General features: G+C 68.5%; 24 protein-coding genes. 16 read left to right on the forward strand and 8 right to left on the reverse strand.

Translation table 11 applies throughout. The annotated features are described in order from the left end of the window. On the reverse strand, nucleotides 1-2,692 hold a 2,692-nt coding region (locus tag A9X03_RS01605), incomplete at its 3' end, for a LuxR C-terminal-related transcriptional regulator (protein ID WP_068259383.1). Nucleotides 2,693-2,936: 244 nt separating this feature from the next. Here A9X03_RS01605 and A9X03_RS01610 point away from each other — a divergent pair. The 11 genes from A9X03_RS01610 to A9X03_RS01660 all read left to right on the forward strand — a co-directional run bounded on the left by A9X03_RS01610 (nucleotide 2,937) and on the right by A9X03_RS01660 (nucleotide 13,013). Continuing rightward, a complete protein-coding gene (locus A9X03_RS01610; RefSeq protein WP_231968980.1) occupies nucleotides 2,937-3,599 on the forward strand; it encodes a TetR/AcrR family transcriptional regulator in 663 nt (220 codons plus the stop codon). Between the two features lie 243 nt (nucleotides 3,600-3,842). Further along, on the forward strand, nucleotides 3,843-5,135 hold the full coding sequence (locus A9X03_RS01615) for an MCE family protein (RefSeq protein ID WP_068259387.1): 1,293 nt from the start codon (nucleotides 3,843-3,845) through the stop codon (nucleotides 5,133-5,135). Between the two features lie 56 nt (nucleotides 5,136-5,191). Continuing rightward, nucleotides 5,192-6,370 carry a cation:proton antiporter gene (locus A9X03_RS01620; RefSeq protein WP_067888958.1) on the forward strand — a complete coding sequence of 393 codons (1,179 nt, stop codon included), beginning with the start codon at nucleotides 5,192-5,194 and terminating at the stop codon, nucleotides 6,368-6,370. An 88-nt stretch (nucleotides 6,371-6,458) separates the two neighbouring features. Continuing rightward, the gene (locus tag A9X03_RS01625; protein WP_067780353.1) at nucleotides 6,459-6,725 is read left to right on the forward strand and encodes a hypothetical protein; all 267 of its coding nucleotides are present in this window, start codon (nucleotides 6,459-6,461) and stop codon (nucleotides 6,723-6,725) included. Nucleotides 6,726-6,834: 109 nt separating this feature from the next. Continuing rightward, a complete protein-coding gene (locus tag A9X03_RS01630; protein WP_067747926.1) occupies nucleotides 6,835-7,833 on the forward strand; it encodes a nitroreductase family protein in 999 nt (332 codons plus the stop codon). A 32-nt stretch (nucleotides 7,834-7,865) separates the two neighbouring features. Next, nucleotides 7,866-8,426, forward strand: a complete 561-nt coding sequence (locus A9X03_RS01635; protein ID WP_067780350.1) for a hypothetical protein — start codon at nucleotides 7,866-7,868, stop codon at nucleotides 8,424-8,426. A gap of 59 nt (nucleotides 8,427-8,485) precedes the next feature. Continuing rightward, nucleotides 8,486-9,610, forward strand: coding sequence for a 4Fe-4S dicluster domain-containing protein (locus A9X03_RS01640; RefSeq protein ID WP_067747922.1), 1,125 nt, complete (start codon nucleotides 8,486-8,488; stop codon nucleotides 9,608-9,610). Beyond that, the gene (locus A9X03_RS01645) at nucleotides 9,603-10,457 is read left to right on the forward strand and encodes an FAD/NAD(P)-binding protein (protein WP_067747920.1); all 855 of its coding nucleotides are present in this window, start codon (nucleotides 9,603-9,605) and stop codon (nucleotides 10,455-10,457) included. The genes A9X03_RS01640 and A9X03_RS01645 overlap by 8 nt, the downstream gene beginning before the upstream one ends. Then, nucleotides 10,457-11,215: an oxidoreductase gene (locus tag A9X03_RS01650; protein ID WP_067780347.1), complete on the forward strand. Its 759-nt coding sequence runs from the start codon at nucleotides 10,457-10,459 to the stop codon at nucleotides 11,213-11,215. Before A9X03_RS01645 ends, A9X03_RS01650 begins: the two co-directional genes overlap by 1 nt. Further along, entirely contained in the window at nucleotides 11,212-12,504 is a 1,293-nt protein-coding gene (locus tag A9X03_RS01655; RefSeq protein ID WP_068259390.1) for a Ni/Fe hydrogenase subunit alpha, read from the forward strand. The genes A9X03_RS01650 and A9X03_RS01655 overlap by 4 nt, the downstream gene beginning before the upstream one ends. Next, nucleotides 12,501-13,013, forward strand: a complete 513-nt coding sequence (locus A9X03_RS01660; RefSeq protein WP_067747915.1) for a hydrogenase maturation protease — start codon at nucleotides 12,501-12,503, stop codon at nucleotides 13,011-13,013. The genes A9X03_RS01655 and A9X03_RS01660 overlap by 4 nt, the downstream gene beginning before the upstream one ends. Here A9X03_RS01660 and A9X03_RS01665 read toward each other — a convergent pair. Genes A9X03_RS01665 through A9X03_RS30585 form a run of 3 tightly spaced genes read right to left on the reverse strand, consistent with a single transcriptional unit; the run spans nucleotide 12,964 to nucleotide 14,881 of the window. Then, complete coding sequence (locus tag A9X03_RS01665) at nucleotides 12,964-13,368, reverse strand: DUF302 domain-containing protein (protein ID WP_067780366.1); 405 nt, start codon at nucleotides 13,366-13,368, stop codon at nucleotides 12,964-12,966. The genes A9X03_RS01660 and A9X03_RS01665 overlap by 50 nt on opposite strands. Nucleotides 13,369-13,379: 11 nt before the next feature. Further along, nucleotides 13,380-14,756 (reverse strand): trypsin-like peptidase domain-containing protein, encoded by a 1,377-nt coding sequence (locus tag A9X03_RS01670; RefSeq protein ID WP_231968978.1) that lies wholly within the window; start codon nucleotides 14,754-14,756, stop codon nucleotides 13,380-13,382. Then, complete coding sequence (locus A9X03_RS30585) at nucleotides 14,753-14,881, reverse strand: hypothetical protein (protein WP_255369121.1); 129 nt, start codon at nucleotides 14,879-14,881, stop codon at nucleotides 14,753-14,755. The genes A9X03_RS01670 and A9X03_RS30585 overlap by 4 nt, the downstream gene beginning before the upstream one ends. 254 nt (nucleotides 14,882-15,135) lie before the next feature. Here A9X03_RS30585 and A9X03_RS01675 point away from each other — a divergent pair, with 254 nt between their 5' ends. The 5 genes from A9X03_RS01675 to A9X03_RS01695 all read left to right on the forward strand — a co-directional run bounded on the left by A9X03_RS01675 (nucleotide 15,136) and on the right by A9X03_RS01695 (nucleotide 19,461). Next, complete coding sequence (locus A9X03_RS01675) at nucleotides 15,136-15,621, forward strand: flavodoxin family protein (RefSeq protein ID WP_067780364.1); 486 nt, start codon at nucleotides 15,136-15,138, stop codon at nucleotides 15,619-15,621. 64 nt (nucleotides 15,622-15,685) lie between these two features. Beyond that, complete coding sequence (locus tag A9X03_RS01680; RefSeq protein ID WP_068018313.1) at nucleotides 15,686-16,486, forward strand: HPF/RaiA family ribosome-associated protein; 801 nt, start codon at nucleotides 15,686-15,688, stop codon at nucleotides 16,484-16,486. Between the two features lie 96 nt (nucleotides 16,487-16,582). Next, entirely contained in the window at nucleotides 16,583-17,224 is a 642-nt protein-coding gene (locus A9X03_RS01685; protein ID WP_068018311.1) for a hypothetical protein, read from the forward strand. Nucleotides 17,225-17,254: 30 nt separating this feature from the next. After that, complete coding sequence (locus A9X03_RS01690) at nucleotides 17,255-18,046, forward strand: universal stress protein (protein ID WP_068018309.1); 792 nt, start codon at nucleotides 17,255-17,257, stop codon at nucleotides 18,044-18,046. Nucleotides 18,047-18,054: 8 nt separating this feature from the next. Next, nucleotides 18,055-19,461, forward strand: a complete 1,407-nt coding sequence (locus tag A9X03_RS01695; RefSeq protein ID WP_231975324.1) for a bifunctional lysylphosphatidylglycerol flippase/synthetase MprF — start codon at nucleotides 18,055-18,057, stop codon at nucleotides 19,459-19,461. 7 nt (nucleotides 19,462-19,468) lie between these two features. Here the strand turns inward: A9X03_RS01695 and A9X03_RS01700 are convergent, their stop codons facing one another. From A9X03_RS01700 to A9X03_RS01715, 4 genes are all read right to left on the reverse strand, one after another. Beyond that, complete coding sequence (locus A9X03_RS01700; RefSeq protein WP_067747905.1) at nucleotides 19,469-19,882, reverse strand: pyridoxamine 5'-phosphate oxidase family protein; 414 nt, start codon at nucleotides 19,880-19,882, stop codon at nucleotides 19,469-19,471. 102 nt (nucleotides 19,883-19,984) lie between these two features. After that, a complete protein-coding gene (locus tag A9X03_RS01705; protein ID WP_156669867.1) occupies nucleotides 19,985-20,962 on the reverse strand; it encodes an NAD(P)H nitroreductase in 978 nt (325 codons plus the stop codon). 58 nt (nucleotides 20,963-21,020) lie between these two features. Beyond that, nucleotides 21,021-21,272, reverse strand: coding sequence for an acyl carrier protein (locus A9X03_RS01710; protein ID WP_067747903.1), 252 nt, complete (start codon nucleotides 21,270-21,272; stop codon nucleotides 21,021-21,023). A 6-nt stretch (nucleotides 21,273-21,278) separates the two neighbouring features. Then, nucleotides 21,279-22,017, reverse strand: a 739-nt coding sequence (locus tag A9X03_RS01715; protein ID WP_197695992.1) for a 2-oxo acid dehydrogenase subunit E2, incomplete at its 5' end; no start/stop codon positions are given.

Here is a 22,017-nt window from a genome sequence, read left to right on the forward strand (position 1 = left end):
GCCTGGTAGCGCCCAGCTTGATGTAGATGCCCTTGAGGTACCACTTGACGGTGTTGATCGTGACCCCCAGGTTCCGCGCGATCTGCTTGTTCGACATTCCACGCTCCAAGAGCCGCAGTACCTCGATTTCGCGGGGGCTGAGCGGTTCTTCCGGCGTGGGAGCACGATCGGAGTCGCGCGTGACGACCGGGATGGCCGCGTGTTTGGCGTCGGCGTGGGCAGTGGCCAGCAACCGCGAGAGATAATCGGGCGGAACCTGGGCCAGCTTGGGCGGCCAGCGGCGGGTCCGGCTGGCGTCGCGAAGATGGGCAATGGTTTTGAGGATCTCCGGCCCGGCGTCGACGATGGTGCGCAGTAGCCCGGCGCGCGCGCCGTCGAGCAGCGCGGGGACGAGGATTTCGGCGGCGGCTTCGGGGTCGCCGGCGAGGAAGACAACCCTGGCGAGTTCGATGGTGCTGAGGGCTGCGCCGAGACGCCATCCGGCGGCGGTGCTTTCGTGATGCATCCTGGACACCAGATCGTGTGCTGTGTCGTAGTTGTTTTCCGCGCAAGCGATTTGGGCCCGCGCGCTCAGTTGGTAGTGCCGGGTGGCCATCGCGATGCCGTCCATGCCGTTGGCCACATCGTTGCCGCGGCGTGCGAGAATCTGTTGCGCGCGGCTGGTGTCGCCCAGCGCGAGGTGTAGACGCACGCACTCGTTGTCCAGCGCTGCGGACAGCCTCGGCAACGAAAGCTGCTGAGCCGCAACATGTCCTTCGTCCAGTAGGCCGAGCGCCTCATCGATGTCGCCACGAAGCACCTTGATACGGGACAGGGTGCTGTAGGTCGCGATCATGAAGTCAACGACACCGCTTTCGGCGCCGAGCTCGTGACATTGCTCCAACAGCCCTTCGGCCGTATCGATTTCACCGCGTTCGTAGTGGAGCCGGCCCAGCAGGGCGCCCGCCAGCCGGGCCGCATGTGAATGCGGGCCGGCTTCGTTCTGAGCCAAAACGAGCGCTTCGGTGTAGCGGTTCTCCGCGGTGGGCAGGTCGAGTTGGGCGAATGCGGCAAGGCCCGCGAAGCACCGCCCGTACACACCGGCGAAGGGGCCGCCGGCGGTTTCGTGAAAGGCGGCTGCCCATTGTTGGCGCGTCTGTGCGCTTTCATAGGCGAAGGTATGGATGTCGACGAAAGTGCGGATGTTGGCGGAGACGGCCACGAGGAATGGCCGGTAAGGCGGATTGTCGACGATGTAGGGCGCGACGAGGGCGCAGGCGCGGTCGATGCGATCGCCGTAGACGTCCGTGCAGGCCTGCACCACGTCGGCCTCGCCGAGGACGCCTGCGCCGAAACCGTCGGTGGCCGAGGGCGCCGCGGCGCGAACGTGGTCGAGGGCGACCTGCACCTCCGGGGCCTGGTGCAGCAGGCAATGGGCCCACGCGATGGCGATCTGCAGGTTCGGCCGACTGGCCAGCAACGTCTTGGGCAGCTTGTTGACCAGCCCGAGCAGCGTCGCCATCCGGCTGTGTTCCACCAGGGGCATTGCGTGGCGTTCCACCAGATCCACCGCCCCCTCGGCATCGCCCGCGGCGATTGCGTGCGTCACCGCCTCGCCGAGCAGCCCGTGGTCGGCAAACCAGGTCGATGCGGTGCGGTGCAAGTCGGCCACCCGCTCTGGATGGTCACGTTCCAGCCGTCGGCGCAGGTGATCGGCGAACAGGTGGTGATACCGAAACCACTCGCGGTCGTCGTCGAGTGGCCGCAGGAACATGTTGCGGTGCTCGAGTTCTTCGAGGATCGTCTGCCCGCGCGGCTGACCGCTGAGGGCGGAAGTGAGCTCTCCGCAGAGGCGATCGCATATGGAGGTGGCCAGCAGGACGTCGAGCAAGTCGGGCGGCAAGGCGTTGAGGACGTTTTGGGCCAGATAGTCGCCGATGGAGCGGTGACGACCGGAGAAGGCGCTGACCAGCTCCGACGGATCTTCGCAGCCGCGCAACGACAGCGTGGCCAGCTGCAGGGCGGCGATCCAGCCGTCGGTGCTCGCCCATAGGCGGCGCACGTCGTCGTCGTTGAGCGCCAAGGCATTCAGGCCGAAGAAGGCGGCGGACTCTTCGGGGTCGAAGCGCAGATGCGCGGTGTCGACTTCGGTGACCTGGTTGCGCACTTTCAGCTTCGCGATAGCCGGCGTCTGGGTTCGGCTCGTGATGACCAGGTGCAAATTGCCCGGCCCGGTGTCGAAGAGGAAGTCCAATGCCGCGGCGGTGTCGGCACTGTCGATGAGATGCCAGTCGTCCAACACGATCACCAGCGGCCGGCGGCGTTCGGCGATCCGGTTGACGAGTTCGGCCAGCACGTAGCGCCGAGCGTGGCCCGTGTGCTGTTCGAGCAGATCGCTGAGATTGGCGGCCATCGACGGCTCGACCCGTCGTACCGCCTCGATGAGGTGCGCCAGGAAGGACACCACGTCGTTGTCGTCGCGGTCCAGGCTGAGCCACGCCACCGGGACGCCCTCGGCGAGGAGCACCCGCTGCCACTGCACGGCCAGGGTTGTCTTCCCGAAGCCGGCCGGGGCGTGGATCAACGCCAACCGCTTCGCGCGGCCGGACCGCAGCAATTCGATGAGCCGCGCGCGGGGAACCAGGCCGTCGTCATAGGTCGGGGCTTGCACCCTGGTCGCCACGACCTGCGTCGGTTGCGCTCCCGTCTGCATCCCAATCGCCTCGCCTCGAGCCTGGGCATTCCGTGGCGCTTAGTGTACTGAGGCGCTCCGCGCTGCCGTCTGTGAAGAATCCCGCCACCCGTTCGGGTAGCGAAGCGAGAAGTACGGGTGGGCGCGACGCACAGCCCGGCTTTCAGCGGTTACCGTTTAATCGAGCTGCTTATCTGCGCAGGGGAGGCGATTTGTCGGCATTGCAGCCGCTTGTGGCGTTGCCCGGCCACACACGCCAGCCGTGGTGAGCCCCTCCGCCGATGCGACTCGGCGGCAGATCATTCGGGCCGCCTCGCAGCAGTTTGCCCGGCGGCCATACCACGAGGTTGGTCTCGACGACATTCTCGCCGAGGCCGGGCTGACCAAAGGCGCCCTGTATTTCCACTTCACCTCCAAGCATGCGCTGGCGCTCGCGATGATCGACGAGCAAACGGCCGCGGTGCCTCTCGCCCTGCATGGCCTGCAGACCCGAGGGCTTTCAGGCTTGGAGACCCTCATCGACTTTTCGTTTCTGGTGGCCGTCCAGGACCTCAAGTCGGACCTGTTCAGGGCGGCGTTGAACCTGGTCGAAACGGTGGGGCAATCCGAAGCACGCCATCAGAATCTGTTCGGCCAATGGATCAAAGCGCTGGCGGCGATCGTTGAGCAGGCCATCGCCGAGGGTGACATCGATGACGACTGCGCCCCCGAGGACCTGGCCCGGATGATGCTGTCCGCGCACATGGGGCTGCGAAAAACGAGCAGTCTCGATGAACCCGAACGTTTCTTACACGACCTGCAGAAGTGCTGGACCCTCCTCCTGAACGGAATTCTGCAGCCCGATCGCAACGAGTACTTCGCCCAATTCCTCCGGCGGCGCACCGCGCTCGCCGTCCAGCAGACCCCGACGCCTGACAAGGCCGGTTAGGCGATCGGGTCAGCGCCGCGACGGCCGATTGGATTGCTGTAGCGCCTTTTCCGCGCTTGGCTGCCGCCGCCGGGTCCGACCGCCATTCTGCGAACGCCGGTTCGCATATCGCGGGACGCCACGGTACATTTTGTGGGCTTCGTTATTGCATGTGTGTGCAGGCCCCTGACAGGGGGAAGGATCGCCGCGGCACCGGGACGCTCGGCGCAGACGTAAGGGGCATTGGTGGCGACGTCTTCCCCGGTGCAGATCAATTCCCAGCGCCTACCGCCGTACCGGTGGATCGCGGTCGGCGTGCTGGTGATCCTGGCCATCGTTTTCACCCTGGTGTATGTCCAGTTCCGCGGCGGCTTCACCGCGAAGACGAAGCTGACGATGCTGGCGTCGCGGGCCGGGCTGGTGATGGATCCCGGCTCGAAGGTCACCTACAACGGGGTCGAGATCGGCCGCGTCGGCAACATCTCCGAGACCGTTCGGGACGGCAAGCCGGCCGCCAAGTTCACGCTCGAGGTGTATCCGCGCTATTTGTCGCTCATCCCGGCCAATGTGAACGCCGACATCAAGGCGACCACGGTGTTCGGCGGCAAATACGTGTCGTTGACCGCACCGGAAAACCCGTCGCCGCAACGGATCAACCCGCGCACGGTGATCGACGCGCGGTCGGTGACCACCGAGATCAACACGCTGTTCCAGACGATCGTGTCGATCAACGAGAAGGTCGATCCGGTCAAACTCAACCTGACGCTGAGCGCGGCCGCCCAGGCGCTGACCGGCCTCGGCGACAAATTCGGCCAGTCGGTGGTCAACGCCAACGCGGTCCTCGACGACGTCAATCCGCAGATGCCGCAGGCGCGGCGCGACATCCAGCTGCTGGCCGGGCTGGGCGACACCTACGCCGACGCGGCACCCGATCTGTTCGATTTCCTGAACAACGCGGTGATCACCTCGCGGACCATCAATCAACAGCAGAAGGACTTGGATCAGGCGTTGTTGTCGGCGGCCGGGTTCGGCAACACCGGCGCCGACATCTTCAGCAAGGGCGGCCCGTACCTCGCCCGGGGCGCGCAGGACCTGGTGCCGACCGCGCAGCTGCTGGACACCTACAGCCCGGCGATCTACTGCACGCTGCGCAACTACCACGACGTCGTGCCCCTCACCGGTGCGTCCGAGGGCGGATTCAACGGCTACTCGCTGAACATGAACACCGAGGCGCTGTCCGGGCTCGAGCTGCTGGCCAACCCCGTGTCGGCGGTGGCCACGATCGCCAGCCTGGTCGGCGGCCTCGCCGGTGTCGTCGGCGGCGCGCCGAACCCGTACACCTACCCCGAGAACCTGCCGCGGGTGAACGCGCGCGGCGGCCCGGGCGGCGCCCCGGGGTGCTGGCAGCCCATCACCCGTCACCTGTGGCCTGCACCGGAATTGGTGATGGACACCGGGAACAGCATCGCGCCGTACAACCATCTCGACACCGGCTCGCCGTACGCGATCGAGTACGTCTGGGGGCGCCAAGTGGGGGACAACACGATCAATCCCTAGGACTGCGGCGCGAAGAATGCAGAATAACTTCGTGCTGGCGGGCAGGGACTGTTGACGTGGCCGGGTTTGGCTTCCACACCCTGGCGCTGCTGACCGCCATCGGACTGGCCGGCCCGCTGCTGGCCGCGCTGCCGCGCCTGCGGATCCCGGTGATCATCGGTGAGCTGATCGCGGGCCTGGTCGTCGGGCGAACCGGCCTCGGCCTCGTCGACGTCACCAACCCGACGTTCCAGTTGCTCGCCAACATCGGCTTCGCACTGGTCATGTTCGTCGTCGGCACGCACGTCCCGGTGCGCGCCGGCGCGCTGCGCTCGTCGCTGCCCCGGGCGCTGGGGCGCGCGGGACTGGCCGGCGCCGTCGCGGCGGCGCTGGGTGTCGGCCTGGCGGCGGCCTTCGGAACCGGGCACGCGGCGATGTACGCGGTCCTGATGGCCTCGTCGTCGGCGGCCCTGGCGCTGCCGGTGATCGACTCGCTGAAAGTGCAAGGGCCGCAGGTGATCGCCGTGACCGCCCAGATCGCGGTCGCGGACGCCGCGTGTATCGTGCTGCTGCCGTTGGTGATTGACCTGCGGCACGCGCCGACGGCCGCGCTGGGCGCGCTGGCGGTGGCGGGCTGCGCGGTGGTGTTGTACGTGGTGCTGCGGCGATCCGACGGCTGGCGCCACCGCCTGCACGCCTACTCCGAGAAGCGCCGGTTCGCGCTGGAGCTGCGGACCAACCTCATCGTGCTCTTCGCCCTGGCGGCGCTCGCCGTGAGCGCGCGCGTGTCCGTCATGCTGGCGGGCTTCGCGGTGGGCCTGGTGGTCGGCATGGTCGGCGAACCGCGACGGTTGGCGCGTCAGCTCTTCGGCATCACCGAGGGTTTCTTCAGCCCGCTGTTCTTCGTCTGGCTGGGCGCTTCGCTGCAGGTGCGCGAGCTGGGTTCGCACCCGAAACTCATCCTGCTCGGCGCGGGGCTGGGCCTCGGCGCCGTGCTCGCGCACTGCGCAGGCAGGCTGCTCGGCCAACCGCTGACCCTGGCGGTGCTGTCGGCCGCACAGCTCGGGGTGCCGGTGGCCGCGGCGACCATCGGCACCGAGGAACACCTCCTGGTCGCGGGCGAAGCGTCGGCGCTGATGTTCGGCGCGCTGTTGACGATCGCCGCCACCTCGATCGCGGGCGCGTTCGCGGCGCGCGGCGCGGTGACCAACGGCCCTACCCCCGCGGGACCTCCGCATCCTCGAAAGCACGACTGAAGCACTTGCGGCCCGGTTGCGTTCGGCCCTGACGAAGCGCACCGGGGAAGTGGTCGGATGTATTCCAAGCTCGATCGAGGAGGGCGTGATGAGGTTCGCAAGACAACGGCACCAGCTGCGGGCCGTACCGACGGCGACGATCTACCGCGTCACCGATCGTCTCCACGGCGACCGCACCGTCCGGGTCCCGGGCCACGAGATCGCACCCATCGTGGCGGCGTGGCTGGCGGAGCTGGGCGCCCACAGCCCCCTGGTCGACGAGCTGGCGAGGGCAGCCTGCGTCGGCGACTGGTCGGCGGCCTATGCCATCGGCGATCAGCTGTCGATCGATGTGGCCATCGCACCGGCCGCCTAGCTGCGCGATTGGCCCAAAGTCCCTCCGCTTAGAGCCGTCGTGCCCTCGTGGGACGAGCGGCGATCCGCAATCGTAAATAGGAAGACGCAATACCGAAGGGGAACGACCCATGAACACCCGCTTTCCGGATGCCGGCACGGTCCGGACGGTCCTGAGTTTGGCCTCTCGGGCGCCCTCGGTGCACAACTCCCAGCCCTGGCGGTGGCGGGTCGACGCGGCGAGCCTGCATCTGTACTCCGATGACAGCCGGCAGCTGCCCAACATCGACCCGGACGGCCGGGACCTGATGCTGAGTTGCGGTGCGGCGCTGCATCACTGCGTCGTCGCGCTGGCGGCCGTCGGCTGGCTCTCCAAGGTGACCCGGTTCCCGAATCCCGCCGACCCCAGCCACCTTGCCGCGATTGAACTTTCGCCGCACCGGGCCGACTCCGTGGACATCGCGATGGCCGCTGCCATCCCGCGGCGCCGGACCGACCGGCGCAACTACAGCTCGTGGCCGGTGCCGGTGGGCGACGTCGCGCTGATGGCGGCCCGGGCGGCGCGCAGCGGGGTGACGCTGTGCCAGGTCGAAGACCTCGACAACCTGCGCAACATCGTCGCCCAATCCGTCCAGGAGCACCTGAACCAGGACTATCTGGCCGAGCTGACGGCGTGGAGTGGCCGCTACGCGTCGGTCGCAGGCGTTCCCGCCCGCAACACGCCCGCGCCGGATTCGACCGCCAAGATTCCCGGTCGCTTCTTCGCCGGCCCCGTGCTGCCGATGGCGCCCGACTCCTCACCGGCCGACGACAACGCCGTGGTCCTGGCGCTGGGCACCCGCAACGACGACCGCCTGGCGCAGCTGCGCGCCGGTGAGGCGACCAGCGTCGTGCTGCTCACCGCGACGTCACTGGGCCTGGTCAGTTGCCCGGTCACCGAACCGTTGGAGTCACCCGGAACACGCGCGGCGGTTCAATCCGACATCTTCGGTGACAGCAACTACCCCCAGATGCTGCTACGGGTGGGGTGGGCGCCGATCAACGCGGACCCGTTGCCCGCCACGCCGCGGCGCGAACTGGGAGACTTCGTCGAGTGGATGGCCGATCACGAACACCGGGTCGCCCTCTGAACCGGCGAAATCGTTGCGGCGCAGAGGACACCATGGACACGTTCACCTTCAACCCACGCCGCTGGCGGGTGGCACGCGTTTTCGGCCGCAACCCCTTGCTCCGCCGCTCGGATCGCATCGAAGCGTTGGTCGTCCTGGTCGCGCTGGCCGTGTCCCTGATCGCCGTTCCCGTCGCCGGCGTGGCGGGCGCGGTGACCTACGGCGCGCGGGACCGGGTGTACATCCAGGAGGCGCACGACCGGCACCGCGTGCGGGCAACGGTCACCGACGCCCTGGTCGAGGAGCTGGGCGTGACTGTCGTGCAAGCGAAGTGGGCCGGGCCAAAGGGGGACCGCGTCGGACCGCTGGCGGTCAGCGAGCAGGCCAAGGTCGACGGAACCGTCGAAATCTGGGTGGACGCGGACGGCAACCCGGTGATGCCTCCCACCCCCACCTGGCTGGCCGTGGCCGAGGCGGTCGGCGTCGCGGGGGTGACGGCGCTGGCGGTGGCCGTTGCGATGGCGGTGCTTGTCGCCGTCGTCCGCGCCCGGCTGGATCGTGCCCGTGACGCAATGTGGGAACGCGACATCGAGTTCCTCGCCGAGGCCTCGTAACCGGTGCGTCCGTTGTCCAACCCCTATACAGCACAGCCGAACTGGAAGATGATGAGCCGATGATCGGATACGGCGAGGATTCCGGTGCCGCGTCATTCGGCACCGCCGGGTTGCACCGCCTCGTCGAGGTCCTGATCGAGCGCGGATACCGCGTGATCGGTCCGACGTTGCGGGACAACGCGATCGTCCTCGATCAATTGGAGTCCGCCGCGGACCTACCGCGAGGGTGGGGCGTGGAGGTGGCACCCGGGCACTACCGGGTGCGCCGCCGCGACGATGACGCCGCGTTCGGGCACTCGTCCGGGCCGCAGTCGTGGAAGCAGTTTCTGCACCCGGCACGGCGCCGGTTGTGGGCCGGCTCCCGGGACGGTTTCAGCGACGGCGAAGCGGAAGAGGAGATTCCGCGCTACGCGTTCCTGGGCGTGCGCGGGTGTGACCTGGCGGCGATCGCGACGCTCGATCGGGTGCTCGGCCGCGGGCAGCTTCCCGACAGCTCCTTCGTGCGCCGGCATCGGCAGATCTTCGTGATCGCGGTCAACTGCACCGAGCCCGGGGGGCTGTGCTTTTGCGCCTCGATGGGTACCGGGCCCGCGGCCGGTCCGGGCTACGACCTGGCGCTCACCGAGCGGCTCGACGGTGACGACGTGACCTACGTGGTCGAGGTGGGCACCCCGGATGGCGCCGACGTCCTCGCGGCCGTCCCGCATCGGACCGCCGAAGACGCGGAGATCGGTTCCGCGCGTGACGCGGTGGAGGCCGCCTCCCATCGCATGGGCCGCCAGATGCCCGAGGTGAATCTTCGCGATTTGCTGGTCCGTTCGCGCGAATCGCCGCAATGGGACGAGGTCGCCAGCCGCTGCCTGACGTGTGGCAACTGCACGATGGTGTGTCCCACCTGCTTCTGTACCAGCACCGAAGACGTCAGCGATCTGACCGGTGAGCACGCGGAGCGCTGGCTGCACTGGGCCTCGTGCTTCGAGCCCGATTTCACCTACATCCACGGGGGCGGCAGCGTCCGCCAGTCCGGCGCCTCGCGGTACCGACATTGGCTGACCCACAAACTCGGCACCTGGCACGACCAGTTCGACATGTCCGGGTGCGTCGGCTGCGGGCGGTGCATCGCCTGGTGTCCCACCGGCATCGACATCACCGAGGAGATGAACAAGATGGCCCGCGATGACTGACGCGGCGGCGGTCGCCGCGCCCCCGTCGGTGATGGCGCCCAACCCGTATCGGGTGCGCAGCCGCGTCGTGGAAAGCCCGGACTCGGCCACCCTGTGCCTGGAACCGCTCGGCGAGGTGTTGCGCGCACCGCAGCCCGGAGAGTTCATGATGCTCTACGCGTTCGGCGTCGGCGAGGCCGCGATTTCGATCAGCGGTGATCCCACCGTCACCGACGGCTCGATCACGCACACGATCCGCGCGGTCGGCGCGGTCAGTCGCGCCCTGCACGACGCGCAGCCGGGAACCGTGATCGGTGTCCGGGGCCCGTTCGGCACCACCTGGGGGCTCGAGGAGGCCGTCGGCCGCGATCTGGTCATGGTCGCCGGCGGCGTCGGCCTGTGCCCCTTGCGTCCGGCGATACTCGGGGCGCTGGCCGAGCGGTCGCGCTACGGCAAGGTGACGCTCGTCGTGGGCGCCCGGTCGCAGGCCGACTTCGTCTTCGCCGCTCAGCTCGAAAAGTGGGCGCAGGATCCGAAAATCGAACTGCATTTGATCGTCGACGCCAAGACGCCGGGCTGGGACGGTGAGGTCGGCCTGGTCACCGAGCCACTCGGCCGACTCGTCCTGGACCCCGGTCGGACGACCGCCTTCCTGTGCGGACCCGAGCCGATGCTGCGGTTCGGCGCCGAGGCCCTGCTCGCGAAAGGCGTTGCGGCCGAGAATATTCGAGTATCCCTGGAGCGAAACATGCAGTGCGGTGCGGGATTGTGCGGTCACTGTCAGCTGGGGCCGCTGCTGCTGTGCCGCGACGGCCCGGTAGTCGGCTACGACGTCGCCGGGCCGCTGCTGCGGGTGAAGGAGCTGTGATGAGCCGACCCACCCTGGCCGTGTGGAAGTTCGCCTCCTGCGACGGATGTCAGCTGACCCTGCTGGACTGCGAGGACGAACTGCTCACCCTCGCCGACCAGGTGCAGATCGCCAACTTCGCCGAGGCCTCCAGCGCGACGGTCGACGGCCCCTACGACGTGTCTTTGGTCGAGGGCTCGATCACCACCCGGCACGACTTGCAGCGCATCCAGGAGATCCGGGAGCAATCGAAGGTGCTGGTCACCATCGGGGCGTGCGCGACGGCCGGGGGAGTGCAGGCGCTGCGCAACTTCGCCGACATCACCGAGTTCACCTCCGTCGTCTATGCCAGGCCGGAATACATCGACACGCTGGCGACGTCCACGCCGGCCTCCGCCCATGTCAAGGTCGATTACCAGTTGCCGGGCTGCCCGATCGACCGGGGCCAACTGCTCGACACCCTGGCGGCCCTGCTGATCGGCCGCAAGCCACGGCTGCCGGCCAAGACGGTGTGCACCGAGTGCAAGCTCCGCGGGGTGACGTGTGTGGTTGTCGCCGAGGGGATTCCGTGCCTGGGGCCGGTCACCCACGCCGGCTGTGGGGCGTTGTGCCCGAGTCATCATCGCGGTTGCTACGGCTGCTTCGGGCCGTCCGCCGCGCCGCGGACCGCGACGCTGATCCCGCTGTTGCGCCGCGACGGCATGTCCGAGGGCGGCGTCGACCGGGTGTTCTCGACGTTCAACGTCGCCACCTTCGCGGCCGAACGGAGCAAGCCGTGAACCCGTCCGAACGCACGCTCAGCGTCGGCGCGTTGACCCGCGTGGAAGGCGAAGGCGCGCTGCACGTCACGCTGCGAGACGGTGAGCTGCACAGCGTGCAGCTCAACATCTATGAGCCGCCGCGTTTCTTCGAGGCGTTCCTGCGCGGACGCGCCCACACCGAGCCGCCCGACCTGACGGCCCGGGTCTGCGGCATCTGCCCGGTCGCCTATCAGGTCAGCTCCTGCAACGCGATCGAACAGGCCTGCGGCGTGCGGGTGGACGAGCAGCTCGTCGCGTTGCGGCGACTGCTGTACTGCGGCGAGTGGATCAACAGTCACGCGCTGCACATCTACCTGCTGCACGCGCCGGACTTCCTCGGCTACCCCGACATCGTCGGGATGGCCCGCGACCACCGGGAGATCGTCGAGCGGGGGCTCGCGCTGAAGAAGGTGGGCAACCGGCTGATGGAATTCGTCGGGGGCCGGGCGATACACCCGGTGAACGTGCGTCTAGGTGGATTCTACTCCGTGCCAACGTGTTTGGAGTTCCAGCCGATCGAGGAGGAGTTGCGCCGCGCGCTGGACGACGCGGTGGCGACGGTCGAGTGGGTGGCGGGATTCGAGTTCCCCGACCTCGAGCTGGACCACGAGTTCCTGGCGCTCACCGCGCCGGGCGCCTACCCGATCGAGAACGGCGTCATCGCGCGCAGCGCCGGTCCGGCCTTCGACGTGGCCGACTTCACCGACCACATCGTCGAATCGCAGCTGCCGCACTCCACCGCCCTGCACGCGACCCTCGACGGCGGTCGCTACCTGACCGGCCCGCTGGCCCGGTACTCGCTGAACGCGGCGGCGTTGTCGCCGATCGCCGCGCAAGCCGCCGCTCGGGCCGGCTTGTCGGGCGAATGCCGAAACCCGTTCCGCAGCATCGTCGTCCGCGCCGTCGAAGTGGTCTACGCGATCGAGGAGTCGCTGCGCATCATCGCCGAATACCGGCGCCCGGCGCGGCCGTTCGTCGATGTCCCGGCGCGGGCCGGCGTCGGCCACGGGGTCAGCGAGGCGCCGCGCGGCCTGCTGTACCACCGCTACCGGATCGAGGAGGACGGGCTGGTGTCGGCGGCGACGATGATCCCGCCGACGTCGCAGAACCAGGGGGCCATCGAGGCCGACCTGGCCCGCCTGGTCTCGGGCAACCTCGCGCTCGACGATGCCGCATTGACCGAGCTGTGCGAGCAGCTGATCCGCAGCTACGACCCCTGTATCTCGTGCTCGGCGCACTTTTTGAGGCTGACGGTGGAGCGGGGATGACCGCGGATGAGTCAGCGGCCGCCGGCCGGGTCGCCGTCATCGGGCTCGGCAACGGCTACCGGCGCGACGACGGTGTCGGCGTCGCCGCCGCCGACGCGTTGCGCGATCTCGCGTGGCCCAATGTCGTTGTGCGAACCGGTATCGCCGAGCCGATGGGGCTCATCGAGGCGTGGACGGGGGCGGGACTGGCGGTCGTCATCGACGCGGCGATCGCCGAACCGGCGGACCCGGGTCGCATCCACCGCATTGACGTGGACGGCGTGCCCGCCCAGCCCGGGGGTTTGAGCTCGCACCACATCGACATCGGCCGCACCCATGCCCTGGCTCGAGCGCTCGAACGGGTACCCGGCGCGATCGTGGTCTTCGCCGTCGAGGCGGCGGACACCGGCCCGGGGGCCGGGCTGAGCCCTCGCGTCGCCCGCGCGGTGCCGATGCTGGTCGGTATGGTGGCCGCCGAAATCAATCGCTTTCGGTCAGCGACGCGATCGCAGCACGCAGGTTCTCGGTGACCTCGGCGGCGATGGTGACCAGCGCCGGCTCGCCGGTCACCTCGACCAGGAGGCCGGGATCCATCGCCTCGACGATCACGCTGCCCGCGTCACCCGGGTCGGCGCGCACCAACATGTTGCACGGCAGCAGCAGCCCGATCTCCCGATCGACGTTGATCGCCCGGTACGCCAACTCCGGATTGCAGGCGCCCAGGATGAGGTAATCCTCCAGCTCCACGCCGAGCTGCGCCTGCAGCCTTGCTCTGACGTCGATTTCGGTCAGAACGCTGAAACCTTGCTGCGCAAGGGCTTCCCGGGTGCGGGCCACCGCTTCGTCGAACCCGGACGCCAATCTGATGGATAGTCCCGCGTCCACCGCGCCCTCGGTCAAGATATCAGCCCGGTTCCTCGCGTCGCCGCGGGAAGATCGATGTGCTTGCCGCAGTTGGGGCAGAACCGTTCGGTCGGATGATGCTCGGCGCCGCAGTGCGCGCAGAAGTGTGGTTCGTCGTCCTCCTCATGCCGGGGCATCAGGCGCAGCGGCTGCACGTCGGGCGTCGGGGGGCGGCGCCTGCTGCGGCCGAGGATGGCCACCCCGGCGGCGAGGCCGATCACCGACGCGACGCTGATCACGATGTACCACAACAGATTCGCGCCGCTCAGCGACGAGGAGTCGCCGTATTGCTGGCGCAGGTTGACCGCCGTTGTCTTGAGGTCCTCCAGGCCCGGGTAGCCGGGTGACATGGCCAGCGTCTGGTCGAAAGCGGCGATCGCGTCGGTGTAGTGGCCGGCGTAGAAGGCGGTCAGCCCCTTGCGATAGAACTGGTCGGCCGGTCCGAGCGTCGGCTTGACGCCCTTACCGGCCATGATGGCAGCGACACCGTCGGCCGGGCCGATGAAGTTGAACGGCTGCGTTTCGCCGGCGGGTGCGAAGCTGTTCACGCCGATCACCTTGCCGTTCAACCCGATTGTCGGGCCACCGCTCATGCCTTCGGTCATCGCGGCGTCGATCTCGTACGTCGGATTCGTTCCCGAGACGGACTTCTTGCTGACCTTGCCGCTCTTGTAGGTGGGGTCCAGCGAAGCGCCGGTGACGTTCTGCGTGCTCTCGGGGAAGCCGACCGCGAGGACGGGCGTGCCGATGGTCACCTCGGCGTCGGTGGCGAGCTCGGACGACGGAAGGTTTTGCTTGGCCACCTTCAGCAGAGCGGCGTCGCCCTTTCCCAGCGGCCGGAACTCGACGACGTTGGCGACGACCTTGTCCGCGAGTTTGGTTCCCGTACCGGACATCAGCGCGATACCGACATGGGGCCCCTGGCCGACGGCGTCGCCTTCCACCCGCGCGTTCTTCTGCAACCACTCCAATGTGGCCGCGGGGTCGCTCGACTCGGGCGCATTCGGAAACTCGCTTCGATACTCTTCGACGGCCCGCTTGAGTATCAGTTCCGTGGCGCTCGCGGGGTCCACGCAGTGACCTGCCGTCGCCACCCACCCGTCGGGGTTGACGACGAAGGCCGTGCAGTTCCAGGTCGCCAGGAACGGCATGCTGGATCCCCGCCCGAATTGCGACAGGATCTCACCGCTGGGCAACCGGACCAAGCCGTAGCCCTCACCGGCAAGATACATGATGGACGGCCGGATCAGGGCCGCCGCCCGCTCCTCCGGCTTTGCCTGCGGCCGCCCGCTGTCGGCGGCGGCGACGCCAGGCGCACCGGCGAGCAGCAGCAGCGCCGCCGCCAGCACCGCCGTCATTCGTCGGCTCACGGCCGGGCCATCGACGACGGGTGCCTGCGCATCGACTCGAGCAGCTCGGCTTCGTAGCGCCGCGCCGAAACCCACGCCGGGTGCGACTCGAGGATGATTACCTCCGCCCCGACAACGCTTGGCACGGTATTGCGCTTCGTTCTCGGAACTGTCACGGTCACAACACTTATTTGACCGGTTCGCCGGACTTGCCGATAGGGACCGAAGTCCCGACCGCGAGGGACCTCCGTTCTTCCGCCCTGAGCCCGCCCTCCACCAGGGCTGATTCGACGAAAAGTGACCAAGGCCCTCAAGCCGCTGTGCCTTTGCGCCCTTACCGGGTCGACGGTCGCTACGCAGCATGGAATCGTCCAGCCACGTTTGCACGAAGGAGCGGGCCATGAGGTCGCTGATAGTGTGCGCTTCCAGATCCCACGGCAACACCCGGCTGGTGGCCGACCGGATGGCCGAGGTTCTGGGCGCCGAGGTCGTCACCCCCGAGTCGGTCGGACCCGAGATCGTTCGTGACTACGACCTCGTCGGTTTCGGCTCCGGCATCTACTACATGATGGCCGACGCGAGGTTGCGGAGATTGATCAGCCGGCTCCCGGCCACCGACCACCGCACCGCGGCCTTCACGTTCTTCACCAGCGGAGCGCGCGAGATTCCGCTGTTGGGTTACCACAGGCCGATTCGCGACAAGCTCGAGCAAAAGGGCTTCACGGTGGTCGGATCGTTCTCCTGCCGGGGGTTCGACACGGTGGGACCCTTCGGGTTCATCGGCGGCATCAACCGGGGGCGGCCCAACGAACACGACCTCGACCGGGCCGCGGCGTTCGCCACCCGGATGCGCAAACGGGCCGGGGGCTCCCAGGCGGCGTCATGACGACGGCCGATCGGTGACTTTTGGCCCTGTCCCGCAACAGTTTCCGTGACGTAGCACTTAACCTATGAGTCACAAATCCCCAGCGCCACAGGAGATGGACGTCCAGGTCACCGCCCGTGACGAACTCCCCGCGGCGGCCGAATATGCGCGCCGCAAGATCGGTGAGCTGACGCGGTACACGAGCCGGCCGGTCCTGCACGCCCGGGTGCGGCTGACCCGGCACCGCGATCCGGCCGTGCAGCGGCCGGTCGTCGCCCAGGCCAACCTCGATGTCGACGGCCGGCCGGTCCGCGCCCAGGTGCAGGCCGACACGGCGTGGGAAGCCGTCGATCTTCTCGCGGCGCGGCTGCGTCGCCGCCTGCAACGCGCCGCCGACCACTGGGAGGCGCGCCGCGATGAGTTCCCGGCGGGAGCCGACGAATGGCGGTACGAGTCCGAGGCGGCCCACCGGCCGAATTATCTTCCCCGCCAGGCGAACCACCGACGCGTCATCCGACGCAAGTCGTTCACGTTGGCGCCCTGCACCCTCGACGAGGCCGCCCGCGAACTCGAGCTGCTCGACTACGACTTTCACCTGTTCACGGAGAAGGGCACCGGCACCGCCGGCGTGCTGTACCGCGGCGGGCCCACGGGGTACCGCCTGGCGCTGGCGGCGCCGGGGATGGCCGACCGGGTGAGTCCACACGCGCTGCCCGTCACCATCAGCTCACAACCGCTGCCGTGCCTCACCGAAGAGGGAGCCGAAGACCGGCTGGCCATGCTCGGCCTGCCGTTCCTGTTCTTCATCCACGCCGTCTACGGCTGCGCCAGCGTGCTATACCACCGCTACGACGGGCATTACGGACTGATCACCCCGGCCGGCTAGGGCGGCGCTTCCCGCGGGTGCGCAGGGCATATTGGCGGCCGCACCAAGGACCTAGGACCCTCGCAGGCATCGGGGCGCTCCGCGCACACTGGCGCCATGGCCAACACGAGAAAGCGCTTCGCCCAGACCGCTGCGCTGCTCACCGTGCTGTACTGCGCGCGCAGGTACTACCGCAATTGGGGCGCAACCAAGGCCGAGTCGCAGCTGCGGGTCCCGGGGGACATGTTGGTGGCCGATCCGGCCGTGCAGACGACCGAGGCGGTCGACATCGACGCGACCGCGCCCGTGGTGTGGTCCTGGCTGATGCAAATGGGCCGGGACAGAGCGGCGGGCGGCATCCAGGGGCCGGAAACCGTTGCGGGACAGGCCGATAACGGGAGCCTGCGGGTGGGGGACGTGATCCGCCTGGCTCCCGAGGGCTGGCGGGGGTTGCCGGACGGGGTGACGTTGCGGGTCACGGAGATCGCGCCCGAGAAGTATGTCGTGCTCAATGCCATGCGATCCGAACCGCGCTGGACCGCGGTCCTGTCGTTTCACCTGCAACCGCACTGGGAGGACCGGGTCCGGCTTCTCGCGCGCGCCCGAATCGGCTTGCGCTACCCCGGCGAGGTGTTCGTCCTGGAACTGGCCCGGCCGATGATCTCCCTCGGGACGCGTGGCCTGTTGCTCGCCGTCAAGCGCCGCGCCGAGCGGCTGGCCCCGGCCGTGCCGATCCGCTCGTCCATCCAAACGCGCTGACACACTTTCGACAGCGGAAGGGGTCCGACGATGAAACCGATACTGGTGGGAATCGACGGTTCGTCGGCGGCGATCGCGGCCGCGCTGTGGGGCGTCGACGAGGCCATCACCCGCGGCGTTGCACTGCGTCTGGTCTCCGTCATCAAACCGACGCACGAGGCACCGGAAGACTACGAGCGCGACGTAGCGCACGCCGAGAAGTCGCTCGGGCAAGCGCGGTTGGCGGTTGAGGCCACGAAGAAGGCCGTGCCGCTGGAAACCGAGGTGGCGCGGGGCCCCGCGGGTTCGGTGCTGCTGGAGGCGTCGTCGGATGCCGCGCTGATCTGCGTCGGCTGCGTCGGCATCGGGCGCTACGCCCGCTCGATCGTGGGTTCGACGGCGACCGAACTCGCCGAGAAGGCGCAATGCCCGGTGGCGGTCCTGCGGACCGGCTCCGACCGGCCGCCACCGGACATCAATTGGATCGTGGTCCGCATGACGGACACACCCAACAACGACGCCGTCGTGAGTTTCGCTGCGGCGGAGGCGAAACTGCGACGCGCTCCCATGCTCGTCCTCGGTGGCCGCCCCGAGGAACTCACCGAGCACGGCGACGGCGCGTTCGAACGCCGGGTGGCGGACTGGGGGCGGCAATACCCCGAGGTGCGCGTCTACCCGATCACCACGAGGCGGGGCATCGCGGGCTACCTGAGCGCCAACGACGAGCGAGTACAACTCGCCGTGATCGGCGCGGACGAGGCGCGGCAGCTGGCGCAGTTGGTCGGACCCCAAGGGCACCCGCTCTTCCGCCACCCCGAATGCTCCGTGCTCGTGGTGCGCTAGAGCGCGCGGTGAAAATCAGTCCCGAGAGCCGCGGCGCCAACACGGCGCGGGGCGGGGAACGGATCTTGGTGGGCGCCGATGCGCCCGCGGCGCGCCGCGTCAGCGTGCTGATGCTGCTGTGCGTCCTGCTCTGGTTCGTGGTGCTGGTCGCCCGCGAATATCTGGGCTATGAACGCGTCGCCCCGGGCCGGTTCGGCTGGTCGATGGCGCTGCTGGGGGCGGCCGCCTTGATCGCGCGCGGCGTCTTTCTCGGCCGTCCGGTGACCACCGCACATGCGGTGTACGCCGCCGCCGCGGTGGCGGCCGGGCTCGGGGCGCATGTCGCGTCCTGGACGGTGCTGGGCAATGTCCTGATCGCCGGCAGCGGGCTCGTGCTGACGCTGCCCACCACGGTGCGGGCGCAGCCGGAGCTGCTGGGCCGGGTGTGGGGTCTGGTCGACGTCACGCGCGGAGATCCGTTGGCGCCGTTCGCGATGCATTCGAGCAAGAGCTATCACTTCAACACCGAGGGCACTGCGGCGATCGCCTACCGAACGCGGCTGGGTTTCGCCGTGGTGAGCGGCGATCCGATCGGTGATGTGACCCGATTCGATGAGCTGGCAGTTGATTTCGTCCGCATGTGCCGCGGCCGGGGCTGGCAGATCATCGTGTTGGCCGCGGGTGAACGCCACCTCGGGCTGTGGCGCAGGGACACGGTCGGCCAGCCGATGCTGTCGGTGCCGATCGGTCGCGATGTCGTCGTCGACATCCGCCACTTCACCCTGAGGGGGCGCCGCTTTCGCAACCTGCGCCAGGCTGTTCAGCGCACCCGCAACTGCGGCGTCACGACCGAGATCGTCGACGAACAGCACCTCAGTGGCACGATGCTGGCCGAGCTGACCGAGGTGTTGTACGCCGCGCACCGGGCCGCGCGCACCGACCGCGGCTTCTGCATGAACCTCGACGGCGCGCTGCAGGGCCGCTTCCCGGGCGTCTCGCTGGCCATCGCGCGGGACAGGGACGGGCGTGCGGTCGCGTTTCACCGATACCTCACCGCCGGCGGGGGTTCCGAGGTCAGCCTGGACGTGCCGTTCCGTCGCCCGGACGCGCCCAACGGCGTCGACGAGCGGCTCAGCGTCGACATGATCGCTCACGCGGAACAGTCTGGGGGAGAGCGTCTTTCCCTCGCCTTTGCGGCGTTTCCGGAAATCTTCGAAGCCACGCGGCCGGGCCTGCTGCAGCGGGCCGCGCTGCGGCTGATCCACCTGTTGGACCCGCTGATCCGGCTGGAGTCGTTGTACCGGTACCTGCGCAAGTTCCACGCGCTGTCGAACCGGCGCTACGTGGTGCTGTGCGCCCATCACATTCCGGCGGCGCTGATGGTGCTGCTGTCGCTGGAGTTCGTGCCGCGGCCGCGGCGGATGCGGTCCGGTTAGCCGCGCATCACTCCGCGGCACCGAAACGGAACCGGCGGCCCGTGACGATCTCGGGGACGATCCGCACGAAATGTGACTTCTCCGAGGCCGTCCAGGGCAGTACCTGGGCGCGTTCGGCCTCCTCGATGTCCTCGTTGCTGCGCAGAGAGCGCGCGGTGCCCTTGATGATCACGCTCCACCCCTCGGCGACGTTGTGGTCGTCGACCTCGAACAGCACCCGGTTGTTGATCGCGGTGCTGACCAGTTTGGTCCCCTCGGCGGTGCGGAACAGCACCGTGTGGCGCTGGACGGCGTAGTTGACCGGGAAGATCTCGGGCTGACCGCCGACGCTGGTGACCAGGCGGCCCAGCGTCACGCCCGCGATCAGATCCCAGCATTCGTTCACCGGCAGGATGGACACCCCATCGTCGATCAGTGACATCAGTCGTCCCCTTCATCGAAAAGCGCTACACACCCGATGGTATTGCGCGAGCCCGGCGCGGGCGTCGGCCGAAAGTCCCGCGGGCCGGGGACCAATGATCGTTTACCGGATCTGCAGCACATCGTTCAACCGGCGCCGCGGGGTTGCCGGCGGGAGCTGTTCCATCGGCGGCGCGATCCCCACGCGGATCAGCGCCTGTGGCTCGCCGTACCGACCCACCAGGTCGCGCACGATGTCCCGGCTTTCCTCGAGCTCGATCAGATGGGTGAGCGGGCAGGTCGCCATCCCGGCGACCGTGCATTCCAGCAGCACCGTCGACAGCACCTCGCCGCACCGCAACACGTCGGACCTGGTGTCCCCGGGCGTGCACAGCACCAGGATTTTCGCCCAATCGACCTTGACGTCGCCGCGGCGGTCCGCGTGGCTCCTGACCGGAAAGCTGCGGGCCACGTCCACCCGCCAGCTCTCCTTGTCGGAGGCCAGCGCGCTGGGCGGCATCCCCTCGGCCAACACGAACGACGAAGTCCACCAGTCGAGTTCGGCGTGATAGTACGAGTCGTCGCGGCGCAGCTCCTCGGTGAGCTGCGACGCCTGCACCAGCAGGGGGCGCACCTCATCGGCCAACACGTCGAGGCTGACCACCTTGTCGTCGAAGGTCTCCCGCAGGGCCGGTTCGAACAGCTCCCAATAGGTGGGTCTGCCCAGCGGAAGCCGGTCGGTGCGACGCTGCAGGATCGCCTCCGCGCGGCGGTGCTGGGCCTCGGTGACGTGCTCGAGCGGGCTGAACGTGACCGTGGCCAGCTGGTCGGGGTCGTCCGGGTCGGGAAGCCGCTGGACTTTCGGCTCCCAGCCCGCGGCGGTCATGGCGACGCAGAGGTGGTTCAGCACGGCGCCACAACTCAGGATCACTTCCCGGCCCGAATAGTCGGTAGCGGGTATCGCCCTGCGACGGTCGACGAACAGGCGCAGGGCACCGCCCTCGGACACCCAGCGCCAGGGCTGGCTGTTGTGCACCGAGGGGGCGCGGCAGGCGAGCAGCACCGCCTTTTCGAGCACCTCGATCTCGGGCGTCTTGCCCATGATGCGACCCCCTGTCCCTTGCCCGCGAAAGATGATGTCCCCGTTCGCGATTGGCGGCTCACACCGTGGACGCGTTCTTCTCCACGTAGGTCACCACGTCGGACAGGGTGCGCAGCGTCGCGTAATCCGACTCGGGGATGTCGACATGCAGTCGCTTGTGAATCCCGCGCAGAAAGCTCAGCCAGTCCATGGAATCCAGGTCCACCTGGTCGCGCAGCAGCACGTCGTCGGCGATGTCTTCGGGGTCGACCTCCGGGGCGATGCTCGTGAGTACCGACAGCACCACGGTACGAGTGTCTTCGTTGGTCATAGCGCCTCACTTCTCTAGGAGGTCGGGCTGCTGGAGCAGCTCGTTGATGGCGGCGAGGAAGAGCGCGCCCCGGTGCCCGTCGCTGGCACGGTGGTCGGCGGCGAGCGTGGCCTGCACGGTGGTGACGACCCGGATTCCACGGTCGATGACGCAGACCCGCTCGGCGGGCTGGCCGAATCCGACGATCGCGACCTGCGGCGGGTAGATGACTCCGAAGACCGCATCGACGCCCTGATCGCCGAGGTTGGTGACGGTGATGGTCGGGTCCGACATCTCCGAACTGCGCAGCGAGAACGACCGCGCCCGCCCGACCAGGTCGGTGAGGTCGTCCATCAGCTCGTCCAGCTTCTTTTCCGGAACGTCGTGAATCGCGGGCGCGACCAGGCCGCCGCCGCGCAGCGATATCCCGACCCCGACGTGAACGCCGTTGGCGGGCTCGAACCCGTCTTCCCGCCAGAATCCGTTGAACTCAGTGAACCGCTGCGCGGCGACGCCGACGGCCTTGAGCAGCAGGACGGCCGGCAGCACTCGTTCGTCGATCGATCGCTGCGCGTTACGCGTCGTCAACCACGACAACGACTTCTCCAGCATGATTTCTTCGGCCAGGTAGTAGTGCGGGATCTCCCGCTTGGACCGGCTCATCGCCGCGGCGATCGACTTGCGCATCTGTGTCGCACGGTCGGCCGCCGTCGGCTTGGTTCCCGGCTGGGCGACGGGCTTGGGCGCGGCCGGCTTGGCCGCCGCG

Source organism: Mycobacterium sp. E1715, assembly GCF_001667625.1.
GTDB lineage: Bacteria > Actinomycetota > Actinomycetes > Mycobacteriales > Mycobacteriaceae > Mycobacterium.